Source organism: Corallococcus terminator (genome assembly GCF_049194865.1).
In the GTDB taxonomy this organism is placed as follows: Bacteria; Myxococcota; Myxococcia; order Myxococcales; family Myxococcaceae; genus Myxococcus; species Myxococcus terminator_A.
Window position 1 is genome coordinate 1 of sequence record NZ_JBLZWL010000078.1, and the last position, 22,605, is coordinate 22,605.

The following is a 22,605-nucleotide window of genomic DNA, read 5'->3' on the forward strand; positions in this document are numbered from 1 at the left end:
CCGAAGACGAGCCCCGCGCGGCGCGCGTACAGCCGCAGCGTGCGCGCCAGCTCCGCGCCGGTGCCGAAGCGCTCCTCGCGCTCGGGCGCCAGCGTGCCTCGCAGGAGCGGCTGGAAGGCCACGGGCACCGCGCGCAGCGCGTCCTCCAGGTCCGCGTGACTGTAGGCGCGGATGCGACGGCGCAGCTCCCGCGCGGCGGCCAGGCTGACGGCTTCCTGCATGGCCGAGTCCAGCGCGTGCGTCTCCTCCGCGCTGTCCTGGGAGAGGGCCCGCTCGCGGCGCTGGCGGCGCTCCGCCTCGAAGCGGTCCGCGCCCTCGAAGAGGTGTCGGCCGGTGAGCAGTTGGAGCAGCACCAGCCCCAGGCTGAACAGGTCCGCGCGTCCGTCCAGCGCCTGCCGCGCGACGTGCTCCGGGGCGGCGTAGGCGAGGCTGGTGGGGTGCTCCTGCGCCTCCGGGGTGCCCGAGAGCGCGGACGACGCGGCGCCGAAGTCGAGCAGCTTCACCGCGCCGTGCTCGGTGACGAGGATGTTGTGGGGACCGACGTCGCGGTGGACGACGCGCAGCGGCTGGCCGTGCTCGTCGGTGAGGGTGTGCGCGTGGTGCAGCGCCTCGGCGACCTCGGCGGCGACGTAGAGGGCGAAGCCCTCCGTGAAGGGCAGGTGGGAGCGGGCGGAGGCCTCCAGGAGCGAGTCCAGCCGGTGTCCCGGGGTGTGCTCGAACACGAGCACGGGCGCGTCGTCGGGGCCCTTCAGGTCATGCACGCTGACGACATTGGGGTGGTGCAGGAGCGCGGTGAGCCGCCCTTCCTCCAGGAGTCGTTGCGCGGCCTCGGCGCGCAGCGGACGCTTGATGACCGCGTAGCCTCCGAAGTCCGACTCGTAGCGGCGGCGCGCGAGGAGCAGCTCCCCGTGGTGCGCGGCGCCCAGCGACTTGACGAGCTCATATGAGGCGCGACCGGAGCGCAGCAGCACATGCGGCTGGGCGGAGGCGTCGGACGACGGGGGCGACATGGCGACTCTCCTCGGACAGACGGACCCGAGGGGCCCGCCAACTCACTCGGAGAGTATGGTCGTCCTCCGGCGGGAAGTCACCTCATGGGTAGTGTCTGCCCCGGCCGCCACTTCAGGGTTCGGACGTCGGCTTCAGGAGCCCGTCCTGCCGTGCGTACTCGCGCACCAGCGCCACCTCGTCCAAGAGCCGCGGCGAGTCCGGGAAGACCTTCTCCGCGCGCTCCGCCAGCCGCAGCCCCTTCTCCAGCGACTCCTTCGTGCGCGCATCCCCCAGGCTTCGCAGCATGCCGGCCCACGCCTGCTCCAGCGTCTTCAGGGCTTGGGTGGAGCCCTCTTCCCACAGGGCCATCGCGTCGTCCTCGCGGCTCCGGATGACGTCCAGGAAGTAGCCCAGCTCCACCAGCGCGACGGCGCTGCGACGCGACACGGAGACGGACTGCTCGAGCAGCCGCTGCACCTCCGCGAAGGCGACCTCCGGGTCCACGCCGGGCTCCTCCGCGAGCTGGAGCAGTCGCGCCAGCTCCAGCAGCGCGGGCGCGAAGGTGGGTGAGTCCCTCGTCAGCTCGCGCAGCAGGCGCAGCTGCTCCGGGCTCGCGGGGTGGGTGTCGCCGGCCTCGCGAGTGGCCAGCAGGCGCTTCATCAGCTCATCGGCGGTGGGGTGCCCGGCCATGGTCGGTCCTCGGTCTTCGAGCAAACCAGCTTTGAGGCTATGTCTTGATTTTCAGCTTTGAGAATGGGAGGTGTCAAGCGTCGAAGTCGAAGCGTCCAGGACCTGTCAGGAGGGGCTCACTTCGCGTGGGAGGTCCTGTGGCATGTCCTGAACCTCCTGGGTTCTAACAAAGCGCTCCTTCAGAGGGAGCGGAGGAGGGCGCCAGAGGGTGGGCCCGGACGGGGCGTGGGGGCGCGACGGGTGGGCGGCGGGGTTTCCAAGAACCAGGAGACTACCCAGCATATCGGTATTTCGCCTGATGACTTGCTGGGTTATAAGTCCTGTCGGACACGCGTCCGAGGACGGCCTGTGCCTGTGTGGGCCGGGGCCTCGGCCCGTACTCATAAGGTTGATGCGGTGAAGACCCACCCTGAAGGTTTCGCCTCCACCCGCAAGTCGCCCCGAGGACGTCCGAGCGACCGCGCCCGGCAGTCGCGTCAACAACTGGAGCGTCGCCTGGCGGTGAGCGTGGGCGAGGAGGCGCGGTCAGCGCGGATGCGCGCGGGGCTGACGCAGGCGGATGTGGCCGAGCGCATCGGAATCGCCGCGGAGGTCTACGGGCGGATGGAGCGCGGGAAGATGATGCCCAGCGTGCCGACGCTGTTCCGGCTGTGCCTGGCGCTGCGCCTGTCGGCGGACGTGGGGATGGGGCTCGTCACGGCGGCCTCGGTGGGGGCCGCGCTGTGGGAGGAGGACTCCCGGGACAAGGACCACCTGCCGGAGATGCGCCGCCTGTTGCGCACGCTGCGTCGCATGTCGCGCGGCCAGCTCAAGCTGGTCAACCAGGTCGCCTCGGCGATTCTCCCCCAGCGCTGAAGCTCCCTGGCGAGCCCGAGCAAGCGGGCGTCTGTGCGCGCGCCGTCTTCGTGGCGTTCAGCGCGCGTGGGCCTTCGTGATAGATGCGGGAGCGTGGCCCCGGCCCCGGCGAATCGTGGGCTCGAGGTCGGGAGCGCTTTGGGATGCATGGGGCTGACTCCGAGTCCTTCGAGTGGGTGTCGCGGTCCGCGGGTGAGTCGGCCTCCGCCCGCCTGCGCGAGGCTCCGGGCGCGAGGGAGGCCGTGGAGCGCGCCGTCTCCCAGGCCGCGTCCCTTGGCGCCGCCGCCCCGGAGCCGCGTGCCTTCGCTCAACACCTGGGGAGCTGGCTCTCACGGGCGGTGGACCCGATGCTCGCGCTGGAGCGACTGCATGCCCGGGACTTCGCGCTCGCGCTCGCCTGCGCTCGCGGACTGCCGGCGGCCACCGCGCTCCTGGAGCAGGAGGTCCTCCTCAAGCTGCGCGTCCCGCTGTCCCGCATCCATCCCTCGCCGGCGTTCGTGGACGAGGTGCTGCAGGTGCTCCGCGCCAACCTGTTGATGCCGCGCGCGGACGCACCCTCACGGCTGCTGGGCTACGCGGGCGTGGGCCCGCTGCTGCACTGGGTGAGCATCTCCGCGGTGAGGCTCGCGCTGAGGATGCGCAAGGCGCAGGGCGAGGAGTCCCAGGTCGAGGCGGAGGTGCTCGCCGCGCACCCCGCGCCGGGAGGACTGGAGCTGGGCTTCGTCCGCGAGGAGGCCCGGGGGCACGTGCGCGCGGCCTTCATCCGCGCGGTGGCCTCGCTGGATGACGAGGACCGGGAGCTGCTGCGACTGCACTTCGTCGAGCGGCTCTCCCTGGAGCGCATGGGCGCCCTGTTCGGCCTGCACAAGTCCACGCTCTCGCGTCGGCTCTCCGCGGTGCAGGCGCTGCTGGAGAAGCGGACGCGACGCGCGCTGACCGAGCGCCTGGCGCTGCCCGAGACGGAGGTGGACAGCCTGATGCGCGCCATCCATGGACGGTTGGACCTGAGCCTCTCCGGCCTGCTGGCCGCGCGCGAATGAGCTGCCCGGACGAGAACACGCTCTCGGGCTATGCGAGCGGAGTGCTGGACTCCGAGGGCACGGCGGCCGTGCGCCAGCATGTCGTCGGCTGCTCGGAGTGCCGGAGCGTGCTCGCCGTGCTGGGCGGGTTTCAGACGCCTCCACCGCCAGTCGACGCGGGGCTGCTCGTCACGGGCGCGCGCGTGGGGCGCTACATCGTGCTGGGGCTGCTCGGTGAAGGAGGCATGGGGCGCGTCCATGCGGCCTATGACCCGGAGCTGGACCGCAAGGTGGCGCTCAAGTTGTTGAACCTCGCGCGGCTCGGCGAAGGCTCGCTCACCCAGGCGCGTCAGCGATTGGAGCGCGAGGCGCGCACGATGGCGCGGCTGTCGCATCCCCATGTCGCCCACCTGCATGACGTGGGGGAGTTCCAGGGGCAGCTCTTCCTGGTGATGGAGTTGGTGGAGGGCGGCACGCTCCGGCGGTGGCTCTCGGAGAAGCCGCGCACGCGCCGGGAGATCCTCGCGCGCTTCATCCAGGCGGCGGACGGGCTGGCGGCCACCCACGAGCTGGGCATCATCCACCGCGACTTCAAGCCCGACAACGTCCTGCTGACGCGCGACGGCCAGGTGCGCATCACCGACTTCGGCCTGGCCAACGCGGCGGCGCAGGAGCCGCCTCGGGACGCCGAGCCACCCGTCTCCGGCGCGGAGCCGCTCACCGTCACCGGGGCGTTCCTGGGGACCCCCGCCTACGCGGCGCCGGAGCAGCTTCGTGGCGCGAGCGGGGATGCGCGCTCGGACCAGTTCGCCTTCTGTGTCGCGCTCTACGAGGCGCTCAACGGGCAGCGGCCCTTCGCGGGCGCCACGGGCGAGGAGCTGCTGGCGTCCATGCTGCGTCAGGAGGTCCGTGCCGAGAAGCGGGGCGTGCCCTCGTGGCTCAAGGCCGTGGTCCGACGGGGACTCCACGCGGACCCGTCGCGGCGCTTCGAGTCCATGCAGGTGCTGCGAGCCCGCCTCTCGCGGGAGGTGGGCGCCTGGAAGCGCAGCGCCGCCGTGGCCGTGCTCGCGGGAGGACTGGTGGGCCTGGGGTTCGTCGTGCTGGGGCCTTCGGCGGCGGCGCCGAGCGAGGCGTGTCAGGGCAGCGAGCGGCACCTGGCGGGCATCTGGGACGCGCCCGTGCGGGAGTCCACGCACCTGGCCTTCCTGCGGACGGAGGACCCCCTGGCCGAGGCCTCGTTCCAGGCCGTGGCCTCCTCGTTGGAGCGGTGGACCCGGGATTGGACGCACGCGCATCAGTCCGCGTGTGAGGCGACGCGAGTCTTCGGCGAGCAGTCGGAGGCGGCGCTGGGGTTGCGCATGACGTGTCTGGACCAGCGGCTGGGAGAGCTGTCGCGGCTGATGGTGGCGCTGCAGGGCGCGGACGCGCGGACGGTGGAGCGGGGCTTCAGGCTGGGGGCTTCGCTCGGTGGCGTGGGCCGCTGCGCGGACGTGCGCACGCTGCAGGAGGCCGTGTCTCCACCGGAAGACCCGACGGTCCGAGCGCGGGTGGACGCCGTGCGCGCGGAGCTGGCCCGGGCCAACGCGGAGCTGCTCGCGGGCCATACCTCGGAGGCGCTGCGAATCGCGCTGCCCGCCCGGGAGCGTGCGCTCGCCACGCGGCATCGACCGGTGGAAGCGGAGGCGCATCAGCTCTGCGCGCTGTTGCAGGAGGACGCGGGAGCGTTCGAGGACGCGCGAGCGTCGCTGGCCCAGGGCTCGCTGGCGGCCGAGGCGGGGCGACACCTGGGCGTGCTCGCGCGGGTGCTGAAGTCCCAGGCCTGGCTGCATGGGTACGGCCTGGGGCGCACCCCGGAGGCGTGGCCCTTCCTCCAGCGTGCTCGCGCCGTGGCGGAGACGCTGCGAGACGCCGAGCTGGACACGATGCTGGACAACGTGCAGGCGGAGCTCCTGGAGCAGGAGGGGCGCTTCTCGGAGGCGGAGCCGCTGCTGCGCGCGTCGCTGGAGACCGTCACCGCGCGGGGACAGACGCACGCCCGCGCGGAGCTGAGCGGTCGGCTGGGCCTGCTGGCGCGGCAACAAGGGCGCCTGTTGGAAGCGAAGCGTTGGCAGGAGGAGGCGCTGCGACTCCATGAGGAGCACTTCGGTCCGGCGCACCGCGACACGGGACGGGCCCTGGCGAACCTGGGGGGCACGCTGGCGCTCCTGGGCGAGCTGTCGAGGGCCGAGGCCGTCCTCCTGCGCGCGCTCGCCATCCTGCGCAAGACGCTGGGCGAGGAGAACCTGTCGGTGGCGCGGACGTTGTCCAACCTGGCCCTCGTCTACTTCGAGTGGGGACATGGGACCCAGGCGCGCGAGGCCGCGGAGGGGAGCTGGGCGGTGGCGCGCAAGAGCGTGGCCGCCGACAGCCCGGTGTTGATGGGGATGGCGTCCAACCGGCTCGGTGTCCTGGGAGAGCAGGGCGAGCGCGTACAGGAGCTGGATCACGTCCGACGCGTCCTCGCGCATCGTGAGCGTGTCTATGGCGCCTCACACCCGGAGGTGGCCCTGGACGTCCACGAGGTGGGGAGGCTGCTGCGCCTGCTGGGGCGCCCGGTCGAGGCGCGAGGCTTCCACGCGCGCGGCGTCGCGCTCCAGGAGCCGCTGCTCGCCAAGGGCGAGGTGGATGGCGCGGGGCTGCGCTGGCTGGCGGATGCCCTCCTCTTCCTGGGGCGGGTGGACGAGGCCCGCCGTCATGTAGAGCAGGCGCTCGCGAACATGGAGAAGGACCTGGGGCCTTCGTCGTCCGAGCGAATCGAGGCGCTGCTCCTCCTGGGGGATGTCCAGCTCGCGCGAGGCCAGCCCTCCGAGGCCCTGGCGCCGCTGCGCACCGCGCTGGAGGTGCTCACGGCGCGACAGGTCGTCTCCGCGCGTGTCCCCAGGATTCGTCGTCGGCTCGCGCGGGCGCTCCGGCTGACGGGCGCGACGCAAGAGGCCTGCGTGGAAGCGCGGCGCGCCTGGGAGGAGCTGTCCGTCTGGAGCAAGGCCTACGCCCAGGAGACGGCGGAGGCGCGGGCCGAGCTGGGGCACTGTCGCGGGTAGCCCGACGACGAGCCCTGGTGCTTTCCGAGCCCGCTGCTCAGCGGCTCGGCAGACAGAGTGTGTCGGGTGGGCAGCGTTCGGGGGGGCCCATCGTCCCGGGCTGCCTCAGGCGCTCCGCGTCATCGCGAGGCCCCATCGTCTGCTCTGCCGTGAGCGTGTCCACGTAGGACGCCTCCACGGCGGGGATAAGACTCAACGCGGCCAGCACGAGCACCAGCCCGAAGAGCAGCTGGAGCAGGCGAGCGCGCACCACATGGATGGACGGAGGGGCGATCATTCCACACCCTCCCCGACGAAGGTGCACGTCCACGCGGCCACGTCCCCCACCGAGCTAGCCGGTGGAGCCAGGGGGAGCAGGCAGGCAACGAGAGATGGGGACGAGCGCGGCGGGGCGATGAACGCCAGCCGGCACCAGGACAGGGACAGACAAGGACTCATGACGCGGGGCTCCGGAGTGCGGGGAACTTGGTGAGCCCCCGTGCCCATGTCCTCCCTCCCTCGGAGACAAGGCTCGTGTCGGGTTCATGACGCGACGGATTCGCTCCGTCCAACCTGGAACGGACCCCGAGGTTTCGCTGTTGCTTCTGCTCTGCGGGTGACGGCTTCGCGGGAGGGGTGCTTGTCACCCCGCTCCGTCCCTGGCCTCATGCGGCCCAGGGGCCCTCGGGAACAGACGTGACGGAAACGATTCGGGGAAGGCGACGCGGAGGACTCGGCCCGCGCGCGTGCATGGCGGTGTGGCTGCTGGCGCTGCTCGTGCCGGCGCTCCCCGCCCATGCGCAGGCTCCGTCACCGTCGGATGCGGGAAGCACGGACGCGGGCGTCGTGGCCGAGGAGGTGGGCCTGGCGCGCACCGACGCGGGCTGGGCGGTGGACGTCGCGACGCCGGATGGTGGCGTGGCCGAGCCCGTCTTCATCCCTCCGGCGCTGACGCTGGACTCTCCCGCGCCCTATCCGCCCCGGCTCGCCTTGGAGCGCGTGTCGGGCGTCGTCCGCCTGGAGTTGTTGATCGACGACGCGGGCGAGGTGGAGTCCGCCACGCTGGTGCAAGGCGTCCACCCGCTGTTGGACCAGGCCGCGCTGCACGCCGCGCCGTCGCTGCGCTTCACTCCCGCCACCGTGGACGGGCAGCCGGTGCCGGTGCGCCTCGCCTTCGAGTATCGCTTCGAGGCACCCGTCGTCCCCGAGGACGCGCGCGCCGAGGGGCCCGTCACGCTGCGTGGCCTGGTGCGCACCAAGGGCAACCGGCGTCCCGTCGTCGGCGCCACGCTGGTGTCGGAGAGCGCGCCGGATTCTCCGGTGCAGACGGACAAGGACGGCCGCTTCGAGGCGCACTGGCCCTCGGGTGGACACCGCGTCCGCGTGTCGGCGCCCGGCCACAAGCCCGGCCTCTTCCGCGAGGCGCTCCGGGAGCAGGAGGCGCTGGAGGTGGTGTACGGGCTGGAGCCGCTCGTCATCAATCCGTACGAGACGGTGGTGCGCGGAGACCGCGAGCGCACCGAGGTCAGCCGCGTCACGCTGCACGACGCGGAGCTGCGCGAGGTGCCCGGCACCATGGGCGACCCCTTCCGCGTCATCATGCTGCTGCCCGGCGTGGGCAGCATGTTGTCCGGCGTGGCGTACCCGGTGGTGCGCGGCAGCCAGCCCGCCGCCACCGGCTACTTCCTGGACGGCATCCGCGTCCCCATCCTCTTCCACCTCTTCCTCGGCCCCGCGGTCATCCACCCGGACTTCATCGACTCCATCGACTTCTTCCCGGGCTCGCCGCCACCTCGCTACGGGCGGCTGTTGGGCGGAGCGATTGAAGGTCGGCTCAGCAGACCGCGCGATGACCGCGTCCACGGCAGCGCGTACGCGGACCTCATCAACGCGGGCGTCTTCCTGGAGACGCCGTTCGTCTCCACCGGCACCAACGTCAGCGTCGCGGGGCGCTACTCCTATACGCCGTGGCTCATCGCGCTCGCGGCCAACAAGCTCCAGGACCCACCCCAGGCGGGCCGCCTCAACCCGAAGGTCATCCTCGACTTCTGGGACTACCAGCTCCGCGTGGAGCAGGACGTGGGCAAGGGCAAGCTGCGGCTGTTCGCCTTCGGCTCGTCGGACACGTTCGGCTCCGAGGCGCAGGACGAGTTCGGCGACACCGCGCTGCAGTCCATCATCTTCCACCGCGTGGACCTGCGGCACCGCCACCCGCTGGGCGACGGCGAGTTCGAAATCGGCGTGACGTGGGGGCTGGACCGCTTCGCTGTCACCAGCAGCACTCCGCCGAGCGACGCGACGTCCGTCTTCATCGACCAGGGCACCTGGGCCGCGCGCCTGGGCTACACCACGCCGCTGGACCCGAAGGTCACGCTGCGCCTGGGCGGCGACGTGGACCACAAGCGCGCCATCGTCGACTTCTACGAGCTGAACCCGGACGAGGAGACCGCCGAGTTCGCCCCGGTGGCGCTGGCCACCTTCCTGGGCGCGTGGGCCGAGCTGGTGTGGCAGCCCACGCCCAAGTGGTCCGTCGTGCCGGGCCTGCGCCTGGACAACTACCACCTGTCCCCGGGCATCGACCGCACCGCGCTGGAGCCGCGCCTCACGCTGCGCCACCAGCTCACCGACACGCTCGTCCTCAAGGGCTCCGCGGGCCTGTTCCACCAGCCGCCCACGTCGCTCATCAGCCTGCCGGTGGTGGACGTGGGCAGCCTGCTGTTGGGACTCCAGGAGGGCATGCAGTTCTCGCTCGGCGCCGAGTGGAAGGCCCTCCAGGGCCTGGAGCTGGGCATGGACGTCTACGTCAACCCGCTGGTGCGGACGATTGAGCTGACGCCCTTCTCCGACGAGGGCCTGGTGGATGACCCGGACCCGCTGCCCACGCCGGACCAGGAGCCGGGCATCCCGGACCGCGACGACATCAACTTCCCCGACTTCACCAGCCAGGGCCTCGCGTACGGCCTGGAGCTGCTCATCCGCCACCCGCTGGGCGACAACTGGTTCGGCTGGCTCTCGTACACGCTGCAGCGCAGCGTCCGGCGCACGCGCTTCTACCGGTACGACGTGGAGGGCAACGTGCTGGGCGAGGCGCAGGCGGACCTGCCCTTCGCCTTCGACCAGTCACACGTGCTCAACCTGGTGCTCAGCTACAAGTTCTCCAACAGCATCACCCTGGGCGGCGTGCTGCACTTCAACACCGGCCGACCCGAGTACGGGACGCTGGGCACGCAGACGCACCGTGCGGGTCGGGACAGCTCCGGCCGTCCTTCTTGGGTGAAGGTGGACCGGGACTCCGTGGACCGGCTGCCGCCGTTCTTCCGGTTCGACGTGCGCCTGTCCAAGTCGTGGGTGTACGAGACCTTCAGCCTGGAGGCGTACCTGGACATGCTCAATGTCACCATCAGTCAGGAGACGGTGAGCTTCGAGTACGACGGAGGGGGCGGGCGACCGCTCTCCAAGGAAGCCGTGGGGCTGCCCATCGTCCTGCCCATCCTGGGCGCGAAGGGGCGATACTGAACCCGAGGAGTGATGGATAGCGCACGCTTGCCACCTCTCCTCGTGAGCGACTCCGACAAGCTTGCTGCTGGCACGGTTTGATTCCGGACCAGGGAGTGTTGATGGGAGCCGGCCTGCCCCTGGGTCGGATGGACACTCCCAGGCTTCGACGGTGGACCGCCCGACATCCAGGTGAAGACTCCATGTTCCACGAAGGGATAGCGACAATGGCGGAATGGTTGCGTTGGCGGGGAACGCCGCCTCCGGAGACAGCGGGCGCGCGGGGAGGCGCCGCGCGGTCGCCGGACGCGTCCTCCGACAACACCGTGCTCGAGGGCGTCGAGGCCCCGGGCGTGCTGCTGGTGGACGACAATCCCGCCAACCTGGTGTCGCTGGAGGCCATCCTCGAGCCGCTGGGTGTGCGGCTGGCGAAGGCGTCCTCCGGAGAGCAGGCGCTGCGCTTCCTCTTGCGCGAGGACTACGCCGTCATCCTGCTGGACGTGCGGATGGCGGGGATGAACGGCTTCGAGACGGCCTCCCTCATCAAGCAGCGGGAGCGCACGCGCAACGTCCCCATCATCTTCCTCACCGCGTACGGGCGCGACGACTCGGAGCTCGTCACCGGCTACTCCACCGGCGCGGTGGACTTCCTGCAGAAGCCCTTCCCGCCGGAAGTCCTGCGCTCGAAGGTGACGGTCTTCGTGGAGCTGTTCCGCGCGCAGCATCAGGTGCGCGCGCAGGCGGAGCTGTTGCGACAGAAGGAGGCGGAGGCGCGCGAGCTGGCGCACCGCGCCGCGGGCCACATCGACCGGCTGCGGGACTTCACCGCGCGGCTGTCGGAGGCCAGCACGGTGGCGGAGGTGTGCCGCGCGCTGTTCGAGCAGGGCCTGGTCGCCGCGGGCGCGAAGGCGGGCGCGGTGAACCTCCTGAATGACGAAGGGGACGCGCTCGAAATCGTGGACGCGGTGGGCTACCCCGAGCAGGTGCTGGCGAAGTGGCGCCGCATTCCGCTGTCCAACCCGGTGCCGCTCACGGAGGCGGTGCGCGAGCAGCGGCCCATCTGGCTGGGCTCATTGGAGGACTGGCAGGGGCGCTACCCGCACCTGAACGCGTACGGCATCCACGAGTCCGCCATCGCCCTGCCGCTGCTCGTGAAGGGGCGGGCGCTGGGGGCCATCGGCCTGTCCTTCGCGCGGGCGCGGCTCTTCACGGAGATGGACCGGGCGTTCTTCTCCGCGCTGGCGCACGCGTGCGCGCAGGCGCTGGAGCAGGTGCGCCTCATCACCGAGGAGCGCCGCGTGCACGAGGAGCTGCGGCGGCGCTCGGAGTTCGAGCAGCAGCTGGTGGGCATCGTCTCGCATGACCTGCGCAACCCGCTGGCGGCCATCTCCATGTCGGTGGGGCTGTTGGAGAAGAAGGGCGAGCTGTCCGACATGCAGCGGCGCACGGTGATGCGCATCGGTCAGGCCGGCGAGCGCGCGGCGCGGATGATTCGCGACCTGTTGGACTTCACCAAGGCGCGGCTGGGCGGCGGCATCGCCCTGCACCGCCAGCCCACGGACCTCCGGGAGGTGGTGACGCAGGTGCTGGACGAGGTGCAGGGTGCCCACCCCGGGCGGCGCGTGCAGGTGGACGCGGCGCCGGACGTGCTGGGGGAGTGGGACCCGGACCGCATCGCGCAGGTGCTGACGAACCTGCTCTCCAACGCGCTGGCCTACAGCCCGCCGGAGGCGCCGGTGCGGGTGTGCACGTTCGCGGAGGCCGGCCAGGCGCTCATCAGCGTCTACAACGGTGGGGACCCCATTCCCCACGAGCTGATGTCGCGCCTGTTCGAGCCGATGACGCGGGGCATGCTGAAGGAAGGCCAGTCCAGCCGCAGCATCGGCCTGGGCCTCTACATCGTCCGGGACATCGTCCGGGGCCATGGCGGCAGCGTGGACGTGGTGTCCTCCCAGGAGGATGGCACCACCTTCACGGTGCGCCTGCCCCGGCTCCAGGGCTGAGGCGGGGCAGGTGGGAGTCCCGCCTTCCTGCCCCGTGGGGCAGTGGCGGGTGTCGCCCGCGGTGCACTTTGCTGCCGGGGCGCGGGGAGTGGGGAAGGGGGACGTGCCGGTCCGCGGTCCGGGCGTCGATGGCGCGCGACGACGTGGCGCTCGCCACACAGTGCTTACGGGTGAGCACTGCGGGAAACGCTGTACCCGAGGACAAGTTCGCGACACCTCGGACATGGCACTCTCTGCCAACGAGTGTTCCGCGCCCCCAGTCCCCGCACGAGGACTGGTGGGGTGCTGGGCGCCGGGGGGAAGTCGATGGTGAGCCTGTCGTCGTTGCCAGGGAATGCCCTGGCACGGTCGCTCCATGCCGGAAGTCCCGCACCGTGCATGCGCTTGGAAGCGCTGCGGGGACCGGCGGGCGAGGTGCTCGACTTCCAGTGGTCGTCGCTCAACGCGGCCGCTGAGCACTTCGTCCATGACTGGGGTGTGCCCGCCTGCATCTCTCGCTGGGTGCAGCAGGGCGTGCGCGGCGTGGAGCTGGAGGCGTGCGTGCGCGTCTGGTCCACCGGCGTGCCCCTGTCCGCGACGCTGCGGCTCTCCCGGGACGGGCTGGACGCGTGCTTCCAGGTGGTGGGCGTCAAGGAGTCGGAGGGCCTGGCGCTGTGGCTGTTGGAGCCGTCGCCGGAGGACGCGGCGGGGCTCGGCGCCGCGCTGGAGCGGGAGCGGGAGGCGCGGCGGCGCGCGGAGGGAGCGCTGGAGGGCTCCCGGGATTTGCAGGCCCGCGAGGAGCTCCTGCGGCTGGCCCTGTCCAAGGCCCGCATGGTGGCGTGGGAGTGGACGGAGGCGCGGCGCGCGGTGACGTGGTCCCCGGACGCGGAGGCCTTCTTTGGCCAGGCGCCCGCATCGCTGGGCACCTCGCTGCCGGGCTTCCTGTCCTGCGTGGTGGTGGAGGACCGGCCCAAAGTCGCGCGCGGAATCGAGCAGGCCCTGGCCGTGGACGGAGCCTACGCGCTGAAGTTCCGCTGTCGTCATCTGGACGGCACCACGCACTGGTACGAGGCGGTGGGGCAGAGCTTCCATGAAGGGGAGCGTCCGCACCGCATGGTGGGCGTGGTGGCGGACTGCACCGAGCGCGAGCAGGCGGAGGCCACGCTGCGGGAGGCGGAGGAGCGCTACCGGCTGGCGGCGCGCGCCACGCATGACGTGCTCTGGGATTGTGATTTGGCCACGGGGCGGGTGCGCTGGGATGCGGGGCAGGAGGAGCTGTTCGGCTATGGACGCGACGCCGCGGACCATGAGCTGGGCTGGTGGACGCAGCGGCTGCATCCGGACGAGCGCGAGGCGGTGTCCGCCAGCCTGCGCGACTTCACGGCGTCCACCCGGGCCGCGTGGCAGGCCGAGTACCGCTTCCTGCGCAACGACGGAAGCTGGGCGCATGTGCTGGACCGGGGCGTGCTGTCGCGTGACGCGGCGGGCCGCCCGGTGCGGATGATTGGCTCGATGATGGACATCACCGAGCGCAAGCGCGCGCTGGAGCGGCTGGCGGAGGAGGCGGAGTTCCGCGAGCGCTTCATCGGGATTCTCGGCCATGATTTGCGCAACCCCCTCAACGCGATAACGCTGTCCGCCAGGGCCTTGCGCCGCCGCGCCGCCATCAGCTCCACCCAGCAGCAGATGGCCCAGCGCATCGAAGCCTCCGCCGAGCGGATGGGGACGATGATATCGGACATCCTGGACCTCACGCGGGCCCGGCTGTCCGGGGGCATCCCCCTGCAAGTGGCTCCCGCCAACCTCTCCACCGTGTGTCAGCAGGTGGTGGAGGAGCTGTCCGCCGTCCATCCGGACCGCTACATCGCCTTCGACGTGGACGGCCGCTGTGACGGGCTGTGGGACGCGGACCGGCTGGCGCAGGTGCTCAGCAACCTGGTGGGTAATGCGTTGGAGCACGGCGCCCAGGATGCCCCCGTGCTGCTGCGGTGTCTGGATTACGAGACGCGCCAGGTGGTGGAGGTCACCAACCCCGGGGCCCCCATCCCCGCGCCGCAGCTGGCCACGTTGTTCGACCCGTTCCGTCAGGCCGGCGCCGCGCGCGAGAAGGGCCGACGCCGGGGAGGACTCGGGCTGGGGCTGTTCATCGTCCGGGAGATTGTCCACGCGCATGGTGGCAGCGTGGACGTGCGTTCCTCGGAGCTGGACGGCACCACGTTCACCGTGACGCTCCCGCGTGACGCGCGCCGCGCCGCGCGGTGATGTTTCAAGAGCGGCTCGCGGTGTGTCACTGCCCGTGAATCACCGTCAACCGTGAGTCGATACACGGCTGAAACGTCAGCCGTTTATCGAAAGCCTTGTCGGACGCACGACCCCAACGGAAGAATTGCACGTGAGTACACCTGTCGCCCTGAGCGCGAAGCACTACCCGTTGTCTTGGCCGCGAGAAACCGCGCGGTCACCCCCAACGCGGAGACATTCACATGCGCCAGCGCTTCAGCCGTTTCGAGTCCCGTCCGTCCTTCCTTCGTGAACTGACCGCGTGGGGGTTGCCCGCGCTCTTGAGCATCACTATCGGCTGCGGCCCGGCGGGGATGGGTGAGGGCGAGCCGAGCGAGTCGACGGGCACCCACGAAGACGGGCTGGTGTCGATGAATGGCTTGTCGACGAACGGGCTGAGCACGAACGGCCTGTCGACGAACGGCTTGAGCACGAATGGCCTGTCGACGAACGGCTTGAGCACGAACGGGTTGAGCACGAATGGCGTGTTCAATACATGGTTCACCGCCAATCCAGCCGAGGCGGAAATGCTGATGCGGTATGTCGCCCGCTGCGCATTGTCGTCAAATCAATCACTTTCGTACGCCCATGGTGGAACGACGTACTCCTGGCCTGGCGCGCTGGGCCTGGCGCCGGGGTGGACAGGGAGCGCGGCCGGCGCGCAGCCGCAGCCTGCGACGGTGGCGGAGCAGCAGGTGGTGTCCGCGTGCCTGGCGGCGCACGCGAACAAGTTCGGCGTGCACGTGAATATCTCCGTGCTGGGCAAGGGCGCGACGAACGTGGCGATTCCCACCACCTCCGAGGAGTTGCAGCTCTTCAGCCAGAAGGAGGCGTGCTTCTTCGGCAACCTCTTCACCAACGAGGGCCTCTTCGCGGCCAACGACACCAGCTACCTGGCCTATGACCAGAGCACGGTGCGCACCTGCGGCCTGTCGTCGTGGAGTGGCGACTCCGCGTGCGCGCCCGCGATTGCGCACGTGGGCTCCTGCATGGACCACTGCCAGTTGGACGCGTCGCGCAACTCCTACAAGAGCTGCACGTACAACGGGAAGGAGTACCGCCCCATCAATACCCGCATCCGTCCCCAGGACATCTACCGGTGCGGCGACGGCGTGTGCCAGATTTCGGAGAAGTGCGGCACGGGTGCCACCGCGAACAGCTGCGCGGCGGACTGCGGCGCCTGCCAGTAGAGCGAGCAGGGGGACTGGACCTCCTCCGGCGGCGATATGTCCAGAAGTCGCGGGCGTTCCCGCCCCGAAGCACCCTGGGGCGACGTCCATTCCCGCCGCGACAACATGCCACACGGCGTTTGCTCCCCGGGGCTGGTACCCCTGAAGTCCGTCGCGGTGCGCTCCTCGCATCCGCCCCCGTGGAGGTCGATTCGATGAACGCCGTCTGGAAGCCCGCATCCTGGGCCCTCGTGCCCTTCCTCCTGCTCTCGCAGGGCTGCGGTGACGACGAGAAGAAGAGCGACAAGACCTACACCGTCCGCTTCAGCCCCCAGGTGCGGCAGGAGGCCCTGCGGTGTGGGACCACCTATCCGGATATCGGTACGTCGCGCGGCGTCATCGAGCTGCTCGACTTCAAGATGTACCTGCGTGACGTCACGCTGGTGCGCGCCAATGGCGAGCGCCACCCGCTGACGCTGGCGCAGGATGGGACGTGGCAGCGGGATGCGATTGCGCTGCTGGACTTCGAGGACGGCACCGGGGCGTGCGCCACGGGCAGCGCGGACATGCACCGCGAGGTGGTGGGCACGGCGCCGGAGCACGACGACTACACGGGCCTGGAGTTCAAGGTCGGCCTGCCGCCGGAGAAGAACCACCTGGACGCGGAGGCCGAGCGCGCGCCGCTGAACGTGGCGCCCATGTGGTGGAGCTGGCAGGGTGGCTACAAGTTCGTGGCCCTGGATATCCGCTCCCAGGCGAACGAGAGCTTCTACTTCCACATGGGAGCCTCGGGGTGTCGGGGCTCGGTGCCGGACGGCTTCACCTGCGTGGCGGACAACCAGGCGACCATCACCCTGGCGAGCTTCGACCCGGAGAAGAACCAGGTGGTCCTGGACCTGGCGGGGCTGTACTCGGAGCTGGACGTGAATCGTGTCCCGAACGGAACGACGGACATGATGCCGGGGTGCATGTCGGGCGCGACGGACCCGGAGTGCCAGGGGTTCTTCGCGCAGTTCGGCCTGTCCGCGGATGGCAGCCCGAAGGCGCTGCCGACGACGTTCTTCCGCGTCCGCTGAAGCGGCCCTGTCCTCCGACGGAGTGAGATGAGGAGTGCCAGGATGTTCCACGCATGGAAGGTGGGCGCCGCGTTGGGCGCGTTGATGCTGGTGGGGTGTGGCGGCGAGGAAGGCGCGCCGCCTCCCGCGCCCTATGCGTGGAAGCTGCCCGTGGGCTTTCCGGAGCCCTTCGTTCCGGCGGACAACCCCATGTCGGACGCGAAGGTGGAGCTGGGGCGCCACCTGTTCCACGACAAGCGGCTGTCGGGCAACGGCACCATGGCGTGTGTGAGCTGCCACGAGCAGGCGCGGGCGTTCTCGGATGGCAAGCCGACGCCTCGGGGCTCCACGGGAGACCACGTCGCGCGCAACTCGCCGGGGCTGGCCAACGTGGCCTACCTGGCCACGTACACCTGGGCGAACCCGTTGCTGGAGACGCTGGAGTCGCAGGCGCTGGTGCCGCTGTTCAACGAGTTCCCCACGGAGATGGGCGTGACTCCCCGGCTGGAGGAGGTCTTCCAGCGATTGAGGGACGACGCGAAGTACCAGGAGCTGTTCCGCGCGGCGTACCCCGGCGCGGCGGAGCTGGTGGACCGGGAGACCGTGGTGAAGGCGCTGGCGTCGTTCCAGCGCGCGCTGCTGTCGGGCGGCTCGCCGTATGACCGCTATCTGCAGGGTGAGAGGGAGGCGCTGACGCCCGAGGCGCGGCGGGGCATGGAGTTGTTCTTCGGGGAGCGCGCGGAGTGCTACCACTGCCACAGTGGGAGGCACCTCTCGAACTCGTTCCGTTCGAAGGACTCGGTGCTGCCGAACATGCAGTTCTTCAACAACGGGCTGTACGACGTGGACGGGCGGGGCGCGTACCCGTTGGACAACCCGGGCCTGTTCGAGTTCACCCAGCGGGTGGGGGACCAGGGCCGCTTCCGGGTGCCACAGCTGCGCAACGTGGAGCTGACGGCGCCGTACATGCACGACGGCAGCATCGCCACGCTGGAGGCGGTCATCGACCACTACATGGCCGGTGGGCGCAACGTGACGGAGGGGCCGTTCGTGGGAGATGGACGGGCGAACCCGAACAAGGACCCGCTGGTGCGTCCGTTCGAGCTGACGGAGTCGGAGCGCGGGGACCTGGTGGCGTTCCTGAAGAGCCTCACGGACATGGAGTTCACGCGCGACGCGCGGTTCTCGAATCCGTGGGAGTGAGGGACAGGAAGCCCTGGGCGGTCAGGCTTCGTCGTCGGGGAGAAGCCTCCGGAGAAGCTCGTCGTCAGGCCCGAGTGGACGCCATCCAGCGGGAGGTGGATTGGCGAGCAGTGCATCGCCCGCCAGTTGCACTCGGCTTTCATGCGTTTCTGGGACGATGCCGGACCAAAGCCCGAGTGCCTTGGCGACCCTGAAGCGGTTTCGTCGTCCAGCACGGCCGGCCAACCATCAGGGAGGCTCCCCCATAGCTCGCGCACGAGATGTCCGCGAACCAAGCGGGTCACTTGCTTGCTTCGCACCGCTTCGGCCACCAATCCATCGTACACCTGAACTCCGGCAACATCGTCCGGACCCAACTCCTCGGCCAATGCCACCCATGATGCGGTGGGACGGGCCTCGGCAAAGGCCGTGAGTGAGTCGTAGCCGCGCTCACGGACGCGCTCATACAAGCGGGTCTTCCAATTCCCCCGCCATGAACTTCCGTCCGTCATCGGCTCCTTCCCTTCGTGAACATGATCGGGACTCTGTAGAACTGCATACGCTCCGCGACGATGTCCAGGACCTGATTCCGCGTCAACATCCTGCCTGCCCTGGACTCGGCGTCGCGCAGCGTCTTCATGATCCTCCGGTTCCACTCACCGGGCCACATGCGCCCCAGTTGCCAGTTCCCCCCGCCGTGAATCGCCTCGTGGTGGGCCTGCTCCATCCGGACACAGAACTGGTCGATGTCCATGTCGCCCTTGAAGCCGCGCTGCTCGAACCATTCGCGGTGCTCTTTCGGTAGGACGTGGTGCTTCGGAGCATCGGACATGCCCGCCCCTGCCTTGCCCGTCACCCGCATGCCGCGCTGTACGGCGACGCCGGAGGGGCACCTGAAGTCAAAGGCGTCGCGCCTTGCCGCCCGCGCCTCGAAGCAATACCCCGTGAGAGGGATGGCCGGCCCCGGTGCCTTCGGGTGTCATCCACGGAGATGAGGCGCATCGCGCGTCGATGTGCCGGCGGCTGAATCCGGGGGCTCCATGCGAGTGATGGGAATTCTTGCGCTGCTGCTGCTGGCGGGCGGCTGCGCGTCGACCCGTGTCGTGCGTCTGGATACGGGAGGGGGCAAGACAATCACATACACACCCATCGAGACCGAGCCTGTCGAGATGGACGAAGAGGAGTTCAAGGGCGCCGTCGCACGGCTCGTGCCCGACCTGCGGCTGGACGTCGTGTTCAAGGAGGTCGAACAAGAGGACCGTCGCTCCTTGCTCATGTCCCACGAGAGCGGCGTCGACGGAGCGCTGGGGCGAGCTGTCTCGTCGGCCCATGAACGCATCTGTCAGCGACAGGAGGACCCGCTGGGCTGCCTCGGCATGATGGCCGGTGGGCTCACGCTGGGGCCTGGGGAGCGCCGGATGCTCGCGCTCTACTTCGCGTTCGATGACGCCTGGGACGACGTCGAGGATGACCTCCGCGACACGGTGAATGTCGCGGCCCTGCGGGCCCTGGTGACGACGATGTCCGGGACGGCGCTCAGGACGCTGGTGGCTCCCGAGCCCATGACGAAGCCCATCCCGGTGGCACTGACGGCCTCTCTGATTGCGTATCTCGGGACGGAGCCTGTCTGGAATCTCAGGCAGGGCTTCTCGCGACTGGTGGACGAGTCCCGGGACGCGGCGAGCTTCGAGGAGCTGGAGCGTGTCGGGCGTCGCTTCGGCAAGGTGCTCGGCGACAACGGGGCCCGGGTCCTGGTGGTGGTCTCCCTGTCGGTGCTCGGCGGCAGGAATGCCATGGCGGTGCGAGGGCCGAAGATGCCGGGCTTCGCTCAAGCCGCGATTCGCGCCCAGATGGAAGCGGGCTTTCAACTCGCGGGTGCCCTGTCCGGAGACGTCCGGTCGATGGCACTCACGTCGAGGGAAGAGCTGAAGGTGACGCTCGCGCCAACGGTGGTCGCCGCGGTCGCGATGGGGCCGGGCTCGGCTCCCATGGGGACAGTGGGCGGCCTCCAGGGCGACTCGGAAGGCACGGTGCACTCCATCTGCGCGGGCAAGGGCACAGCCTCTGAATCGGAGGGTGGCCCGTGGGCGCAGCGCTGCGAGGAGCTCTTCGGCAAGGCGGGGATGCGCCTCGAGGATTCAGCGAACTTGATTCGAATCAAGGGACATCGAGGGCCCCACCCCGAGGCCTACCATGCGCGGGTCTTCGAGCTGCTGAACGACGCGATGGGAGGATGTCGGGAGGCCACCAGATGCCGGGCTGCGTTGACGCGCGAGCTCGCCAGGGTTGCCCGGGAGCTCGTCACGAAGGGAACGGAGTTGCGGACACTCGTCACGCGGGAGGCAGAGGAGTAGCCCCGTCGGAGTGAAGTTCCGCCAGCCGTGTCGCTTCGAGCCCGCACCGCGGACGCGAGCGGTGTGCCGGTTCCGACAGGCCGTGTGTGGATGTTGGTGTCCGACAGTCACGGTGGAAGGTGCGCCACATCGCCCCGGGCTCGCGGGGAGGTGCGAGCGTCTGTCATCGTCGCTTGTCGTATTTCGCGGATGGCTTGCGCGCGGTGAATCCCTATCTCGGCAACGGAAGCGTTATCGGGAGCGGCAATGCGCAGAAGTCTGTCGGCGGCGGTGGTGGTCCTTCTTTCCGCACTCGCCCTTACCTCGACCTTCGATGTGTCGGCGGAGCGTGGCGAAGAGGGGGCTTTACCCCGGGAGCCAGCGACTGCTGTCGCCCCGCCGCGCTCTGACAGCCCGGGGCCCGTCGTCGTCACCTGTCCCGTGGGCATCACCCAGGCGTCGTACATGCCGGGGCTCAACGAGGTGACGAAGGACGTGACGGTGGCGGGGGCCACGACGTTGAGCAACTGTGTGACCATCCCCGCGTCCTCGGTGGTCTCCGCGCGGCTGCCGCTCGACTCGAGCCTGCTCGCGGGCTCCTCGTGCGCGGACCTGCTGACTCCGCGCACGGTGCGCCAGGTGGTGCAGTGGAACACGGGCGAGACGTCCACGCTGGTGTTCAGTCAGTCGCGGGAGCTGGCACAGGGGCCGCTGACCGTCTTCACGCTGACAGGCACCGTGGAGTCGGGCGCCTTCGCGGAGGCCACGGCCATCTGGACGGTGACGTACCTCAACTCGGACATCGAGAAGGGCTGTGCGTCGCCCGGTGGGCTCATCTGGTTGAGCGGGCCGTCCACGCTCGAGCTCATCCGCACCATGACGTGAGTCGTTGGGAAGACCTGGAGGAGGCTGCTCATGCGTGCGACGTCATGGGGTGTGAGGGGGCTCGTGCTCGTCGGGCTCTGGGGACCGCTGGCCTGTGGAGACGGCGGGGGAGGCCCGGGGCGTGGCGCGCTGGAGGGGTCGGGAGCGATGACGATTGAGCGGCCTCCGGAGAAGGTGCTCATCACCTGTCCCCTCGGTCATGGCGAGGCGAAGTACGGCACGGGCGTGAAGGCGGCGCCTCGGGACAGCGCGGTGTCGTTCCAGGCGACGGTGAGCAACTGCGTGACGGTGCTCGGCTCGGCGGTGACGTCGGCGACGCTGGGCACGGAGGCGCCGAACCTGATGCGAGGCCTGTCCTGCGCGGACCTGGCGCGCGCAGGAGCCGGGCGGCAGGTGGTGACGTGGAACACGGCGGAGACGTCCACGGTGCTGATGAGCCAGTCGCATGTCTCCGTGCAGGACGCGACGACGCTCGTCACGCAGACAGGGAAGGTGCTGTCCGGCAAGTTCCAGGGCGCCACGGCGGTGAGGACCACCACGTTCCTGAGCGCGGACATCGACCGCGGCTGTCGCTCCGATGACGGGCTGACGTACCTGAAGGGGCCGGCGACCTTGAGCGTGACGTACCCCTGAGTCCCGGCGCGCGGTGGGGACTGCGCGCGGTGGGTGAAGCATTGCATGATGGCTCCCGCCCGTTGCCGAGCGAGGAGCCGCATGTCCGTCCCCCGAGAGTTTCAGTTGAGGCCCCTCGACAGGTTCCTGGAGGAGCGCCCTCCCCTGGATTGCCTGGGGCAGTGGGATGAGACCGTCCATGACGCGTTCCTGCTGAGCGGCCGGCTCGACACCGCCGCCGAGAAGGCGTGGCTGAAGGAGACGTTCCTCGCCCTTCGCAAGCGGGCCAACGCGGACCTGGTGTCGTTCCACGACGAGCTGATGGTGACGCCGTACGGAGGGACGGACGTGGTGTGTCCGGAGGGGTACTCGCCGTGGCGGGTGGAGTTCGGCCTGTCGCTGTTCCCCAAGCGGGAGCAGGGCTTCGCGCGCTTCGAGTGCGTCGTGGAGTTCAGTCTCTATGAGACGAGCCCCGAGGCCTTTCGCGTGCTCAAGGTGTTGCCGGAGGTCGGCGCGGAGGTGCAGGCGTGCGCGGAGCCAAGGGGCACGCTTCAGCTTGAATCGCTGCCCCCGGCGCGGCGCATGCTGCCGTTGCCCAAATCGCGGCGGACGTCGGAGGTCGCGGAGGAGTTCTACGGGAAGCCGGGCCCGGGGGCCGCTCTCCACGACACGGTCCGGACGTGTGTGAAAGCGGAGTCGCTCGGGGACACGGCTGCGCGCTGGCGGTTGGATTCGCTCGCGCCGAGCCGCGTGCCAGGTGCGGAGAGCCACGCGCTCGGCGTCATCCTCGCCGTGAAGCCAGACGCCCCCGCCCTCCAAGCCGCGGGGAGCCTCCTGGCCTACAGCCAGGAGAACTGGCTGGACGCCATCGTCGGCGACCACTGGCGGCAATTCCTCACCAGCGTGCGCGCGTTCCAGGGGAGCGGCGCGCCCGCGGAGGCTTATGGCGAATGGATGGACCTCCTCGTGCCGCCTCCGCCCGGAGCCTGAGTCACGAGA

At 70.1% G+C, this 22,605-nt stretch carries 16 protein-coding genes and 2 pseudogenes; 13 read left to right on the top strand and 5 right to left on the bottom strand.

The features are described from left to right. Window positions 1-1,010 (bottom strand): protein kinase domain-containing protein (locus ACN469_RS25115; protein WP_498771523.1); only part of this gene is annotated, 1,010 nt, incomplete at its 3' end. A 112-nt stretch (window positions 1,011-1,122) separates the two neighbouring features. Continuing rightward, a complete protein-coding gene (locus ACN469_RS25120; protein ID WP_498771525.1) occupies window positions 1,123-1,680 on the bottom strand; it encodes a hypothetical protein in 558 nt (185 codons plus the stop codon). Window positions 1,681-2,163: 483 nt separating this feature from the next. Here ACN469_RS25120 and ACN469_RS25125 point away from each other — a divergent pair, with 483 nt between their 5' ends. From ACN469_RS25125 to ACN469_RS25135, 3 genes are all read left to right on the top strand, one after another. Next, entirely contained in the window at window positions 2,164-2,535 is a 372-nt protein-coding gene (locus ACN469_RS25125) for a helix-turn-helix domain-containing protein (RefSeq protein ID WP_498771599.1), read from the top strand. Window positions 2,536-2,678: 143 nt separating this feature from the next. Next, window positions 2,679-3,575 carry a transcriptional regulator gene (locus tag ACN469_RS25130; protein ID WP_498771527.1) on the top strand — a complete coding sequence of 299 codons (897 nt, stop codon included), beginning with the start codon at window positions 2,679-2,681 and terminating at the stop codon, window positions 3,573-3,575. Then, window positions 3,572-6,634, top strand: coding sequence for a protein kinase domain-containing protein (locus ACN469_RS25135; RefSeq protein ID WP_498771529.1), 3,063 nt, complete (start codon window positions 3,572-3,574; stop codon window positions 6,632-6,634). Before ACN469_RS25130 ends, ACN469_RS25135 begins: the two co-directional genes overlap by 4 nt. A 37-nt stretch (window positions 6,635-6,671) precedes the next feature. On the opposite strand, the gene ACN469_RS25140 is transcribed toward ACN469_RS25135, so the two are convergent. Then, a complete protein-coding gene (locus ACN469_RS25140; protein WP_498771531.1) occupies window positions 6,672-6,911 on the bottom strand; it encodes a hypothetical protein in 240 nt (79 codons plus the stop codon). A 452-nt stretch (window positions 6,912-7,363) separates the two neighbouring features. Between ACN469_RS25140 and ACN469_RS25145 the strand changes: the two genes are divergently transcribed. From ACN469_RS25145 to ACN469_RS25170, 6 genes are all read left to right on the top strand, one after another. Continuing rightward, the gene (locus ACN469_RS25145) at window positions 7,364-10,129 is read left to right on the top strand and encodes a TonB-dependent receptor domain-containing protein (protein ID WP_498771601.1); all 2,766 of its coding nucleotides are present in this window, start codon (window positions 7,364-7,366) and stop codon (window positions 10,127-10,129) included. Window positions 10,130-10,335: 206 nt separating this feature from the next. After that, the gene (locus ACN469_RS25150) at window positions 10,336-12,111 is read left to right on the top strand and encodes a hybrid sensor histidine kinase/response regulator (protein ID WP_498771533.1); all 1,776 of its coding nucleotides are present in this window, start codon (window positions 10,336-10,338) and stop codon (window positions 12,109-12,111) included. 378 nt (window positions 12,112-12,489) lie between these two features. Next, window positions 12,490-14,352, top strand: a complete 1,863-nt coding sequence (locus ACN469_RS25155) for a sensor histidine kinase (protein WP_498771535.1) — start codon at window positions 12,490-12,492, stop codon at window positions 14,350-14,352. Window positions 14,353-14,573: 221 nt separating this feature from the next. After that, window positions 14,574-15,560, top strand: coding sequence for a hypothetical protein (locus tag ACN469_RS25160; protein WP_498771537.1), 987 nt, complete (start codon window positions 14,574-14,576; stop codon window positions 15,558-15,560). A gap of 194 nt (window positions 15,561-15,754) precedes the next feature. Continuing rightward, window positions 15,755-16,615, top strand: coding sequence for an MbnP family copper-binding protein (locus ACN469_RS25165; protein WP_498771539.1), 861 nt, complete (start codon window positions 15,755-15,757; stop codon window positions 16,613-16,615). 42 nt (window positions 16,616-16,657) lie between these two features. Continuing rightward, entirely contained in the window at window positions 16,658-17,797 is a 1,140-nt protein-coding gene (locus tag ACN469_RS25170; protein WP_498771541.1) for an MbnH family di-heme enzyme, read from the top strand. A gap of 21 nt (window positions 17,798-17,818) precedes the next feature. Here the strand turns inward: ACN469_RS25170 and ACN469_RS25175 are convergent. Together ACN469_RS25175 and ACN469_RS25180 are read right to left on the bottom strand one after the other, a co-directional pair. Continuing rightward, window positions 17,819-18,288 (bottom strand): annotated as a pseudogene (locus ACN469_RS25175) (NUDIX hydrolase). After that, a pseudogene (locus ACN469_RS25180) lies at window positions 18,285-18,644 on the bottom strand (DUF2380 domain-containing protein); the annotation flags it as partial. The pseudogenes ACN469_RS25175 and ACN469_RS25180, both read right to left, overlap by 4 nt. A gap of 172 nt (window positions 18,645-18,816) precedes the next feature. Here ACN469_RS25180 and ACN469_RS25185 point away from each other — a divergent pair. The 4 genes from ACN469_RS25185 (at window position 18,817) to ACN469_RS25200 (ending at window position 22,596) form a co-directional block, all read left to right on the top strand. Then, complete coding sequence (locus ACN469_RS25185; RefSeq protein ID WP_498771543.1) at window positions 18,817-20,130, top strand: AHH domain-containing protein; 1,314 nt, start codon at window positions 18,817-18,819, stop codon at window positions 20,128-20,130. Between the two features lie 246 nt (window positions 20,131-20,376). Beyond that, window positions 20,377-20,994: a hypothetical protein gene (locus ACN469_RS25190; RefSeq protein WP_498771545.1), complete on the top strand. Its 618-nt coding sequence runs from the start codon at window positions 20,377-20,379 to the stop codon at window positions 20,992-20,994. Between the two features lie 30 nt (window positions 20,995-21,024). Further along, entirely contained in the window at window positions 21,025-21,627 is a 603-nt protein-coding gene (locus tag ACN469_RS25195) for a hypothetical protein (protein WP_498771547.1), read from the top strand. Window positions 21,628-21,708: 81 nt separating this feature from the next. Beyond that, entirely contained in the window at window positions 21,709-22,596 is an 888-nt protein-coding gene (locus ACN469_RS25200) for a hypothetical protein (protein ID WP_498771549.1), read from the top strand. The last annotated feature ends 9 nt before the right edge of the window (window positions 22,597-22,605 follow it).

Excerpts from the sequence above, each read along its gene's own strand:
- ACN469_RS25155 (WP_498771535.1), top strand. The coding sequence starts at position 12,490 with ATGCGCTTGGAAGCGCTGCGGGGACCGGCGGGCGAGGTGCTCGACTTC.
- ACN469_RS25145 (WP_498771601.1), top strand. The coding sequence starts at position 7,364 with ATGGCGGTGTGGCTGCTGGCGCTGCTCGTGCCGGCGCTCCCCGCCCAT.
- ACN469_RS25170 (WP_498771541.1), top strand. The coding sequence starts at position 16,658 with ATGTTCCACGCATGGAAGGTGGGCGCCGCGTTGGGCGCGTTGATGCTG.
- ACN469_RS25165 (WP_498771539.1), top strand. The coding sequence starts at position 15,755 with ATGAACGCCGTCTGGAAGCCCGCATCCTGGGCCCTCGTGCCCTTCCTC.
- ACN469_RS25200 (WP_498771549.1), top strand. The coding sequence starts at position 21,709 with ATGTCCGTCCCCCGAGAGTTTCAGTTGAGGCCCCTCGACAGGTTCCTG.
- ACN469_RS25190 (WP_498771545.1), top strand. The coding sequence starts at position 20,377 with ATGCGCAGAAGTCTGTCGGCGGCGGTGGTGGTCCTTCTTTCCGCACTC.
- ACN469_RS25185 (WP_498771543.1), top strand. The coding sequence starts at position 18,817 with ATGCGAGTGATGGGAATTCTTGCGCTGCTGCTGCTGGCGGGCGGCTGC.
- ACN469_RS25135 (WP_498771529.1), top strand. The coding sequence starts at position 3,572 with ATGAGCTGCCCGGACGAGAACACGCTCTCGGGCTATGCGAGCGGAGTG.
- ACN469_RS25150 (WP_498771533.1), top strand. The coding sequence starts at position 10,336 with ATGGCGGAATGGTTGCGTTGGCGGGGAACGCCGCCTCCGGAGACAGCG.
- ACN469_RS25120 (WP_498771525.1), bottom strand. The coding sequence starts at position 1,680 with ATGGCCGGGCACCCCACCGCCGATGAGCTGATGAAGCGCCTGCTGGCC.
- ACN469_RS25130 (WP_498771527.1), top strand. The coding sequence starts at position 2,679 with ATGCATGGGGCTGACTCCGAGTCCTTCGAGTGGGTGTCGCGGTCCGCG.
- ACN469_RS25160 (WP_498771537.1), top strand. The coding sequence starts at position 14,574 with ATGCGCCAGCGCTTCAGCCGTTTCGAGTCCCGTCCGTCCTTCCTTCGT.
- ACN469_RS25195 (WP_498771547.1), top strand. The coding sequence starts at position 21,025 with ATGCGTGCGACGTCATGGGGTGTGAGGGGGCTCGTGCTCGTCGGGCTC.
- ACN469_RS25140 (WP_498771531.1), bottom strand. The coding sequence starts at position 6,911 with ATGATCGCCCCTCCGTCCATCCATGTGGTGCGCGCTCGCCTGCTCCAG.